3 protein-coding genes and 1 pseudogene are annotated in these 1,927 nt (G+C 38.6%); all 4 read right to left on the bottom strand.

Going from position 1 to position 1,927, the window contains the following annotated elements; all coding sequences use genetic code 11:
- Nucleotides 1–128: 128 nt before the first annotated feature.
- Nucleotides 129–533, bottom strand: a complete 405-nt coding sequence (locus tag ABID23_RS07835; RefSeq protein ID WP_354190923.1) for a hypothetical protein — start codon at nucleotides 531–533, stop codon at nucleotides 129–131.
- A 175-nt stretch (nucleotides 534–708) separates the two neighbouring features.
- On the bottom strand, nucleotides 709–1,110 hold the full coding sequence (locus ABID23_RS07830) for a hypothetical protein (RefSeq protein WP_354190921.1): 402 nt from the start codon (nucleotides 1,108–1,110) through the stop codon (nucleotides 709–711).
- Nucleotides 1,111–1,287: 177 nt separating this feature from the next.
- Nucleotides 1,288–1,704, bottom strand: a complete 417-nt coding sequence (locus tag ABID23_RS07825) for a hypothetical protein (protein ID WP_354190919.1) — start codon at nucleotides 1,702–1,704, stop codon at nucleotides 1,288–1,290.
- Between the two features lie 20 nt (nucleotides 1,705–1,724).
- Nucleotides 1,725–1,927 (bottom strand): annotated as a pseudogene (locus ABID23_RS07820) (filamentous hemagglutinin); the annotation flags it as partial.

Here is a 1,927-nt window from a genome sequence, read left to right as displayed (position 1 = left end):
TGTTGATATTTTCTGTCACCGCTGCTTAAAACAATGGTGAACAATATTGAGATGATGGATTGAGGGAACAATCGCGCCATTCCAAGCAAATGCAAAGATGGGGGATTGTTGATCATCACAAGAAAGACTTAAGGTTTGCATTCAGGTGCATTTTTATATTTTTGGCAATAAGCGCTATTTAAACGCTTCTTGACACTTCGTTTTGGAATGACAGCACCTGGCACACAAATCGGAAGATCTTCGGCATTATAATTTCTACACCGATCTCTCCACTTCCCTCCTAATTTACTATGAAAACCTGCTTGAGTTAGACATGCATAAATAGATGTATTCGCATTTATACTTAACTCTCTATAATCCATCATATAATCATCATGAGGATTCAGCATTCCACATTCTAATAGTGCTTTTTTAATCTCAATCTTATCTTCTCCTAGCTTCTCTAATACATCCACAGCCTGGTAAGGACCTGGAAAACATCCAGCTATAATAAGCAAAGCCAATCCACTCAATAACTTTAAAGTTGCTTTCATTTTTTCTCTCCTTTAATGATTTTTTACGATAAGATTGCTTATAAGCTTGTCGATGTTTTATATTTCTCTGTCCATACCAATTTGAAACATGTTGAGCGCCGATACAATTGGCCCACACACTTATGCAAAAGATAAAAAACTAAAGATTACTCTTAATCATACCATCATCAAAAAACTACGGTAGACATTCAGGCTTGTTTCTATTTCTTTTACAATGGGGGCTGTTCAGGCGTTTCTTAACACTTCTTTGAGGAATGACAGCACCTGAATGACAAATCGGAAAACGAGCATCAAAAAACTCACACGAACTCAAATATCCAGATTTATATCTAAAACCTGCTTGAACCATGCAAGCTTCAATTAATGCGTTCGCATTTCCATCTAACTTTCTGTTGTATTCATCACGATTATAAGGTGTTGGCATGCCACATTCTAACAGCGCTTTCCCTATATCAATTGTATTTGCACCAGGCTTATCCCATAATTCCCAAGCTGATAAGGGAACCTCAGCTTTATACTCACATCCAGTGATACTTAACAAAGCCATGCAACTCAATATTTTTAAGATTTTCTTCATTTTTCCCCTCTTTCAATGGATTTATTTACAATAAAAAAGCTCGTAAGCCTGTTGATATTTCCTGTCACCGCTGCTTAAAACAACGGTGAACAATATTGAGATGATGGATTGAGAAAACAATCCCGCCGTTCCAAGCAAAGGCAAGGATGGCAGATTGTTGATCATCACAAGCAAGACTTAAGGCTGGCATTTGCGACTATTTTTATATTTTTTACAAAAAGGGCTATTTAAGCGCTTCTTGACACTGGGCTGTGGAACAACAGCACCTGGACGACAAATCGGGAGATTTTCGGATCTAAAAGTATAACATGGCCCTCCCGCTCTTGCTACCTCTTCATCTTTATAGCGAAACCCTGATTGAAGCATGCAAGCATAAATTGTTGCTTTTGCATTAATGCTCTGCTTTCTGTTTTCTGGATCGACATCATAAGGCGTTGGCATGCCACATTCTAACAAGGCTTTTCCTACCTCTGTAAAATCAGTAACACCATTTTTCTCCCACGCGCTCAAATACCCTCCAGGAGTTTTATTAAACTGACATCCGGTGATACTTAACAAAATTACAGCACCTAATAGCTTTAGAGTTTGTTTCATTTTTTACTCCATTATTTAATTCAAGGTTTTTGTTCACGATGAGATGTGCCATAGCGCCATGTACACTTATCACTCGCATCTCCAAGACAGGTATGGGAGCTTACGGGATTTGTGATCACTCTCCACCATTCTTTCCACCAGTTACTGCCAGCAGGTATTGTCTCGTAGGTATAGCCATTACCGCCAATCCATCGGCTTACAAAGTCAAATCTATGCCCATCAA

Source organism: Bartonella silvatica, from assembly GCF_040545155.1.
Classification (GTDB): Bacteria; Pseudomonadota; Alphaproteobacteria; order Rhizobiales; family Rhizobiaceae; genus Bartonella; species Bartonella silvatica.
This window is presented reverse-complemented; position numbering and strand designations above follow the sequence as displayed.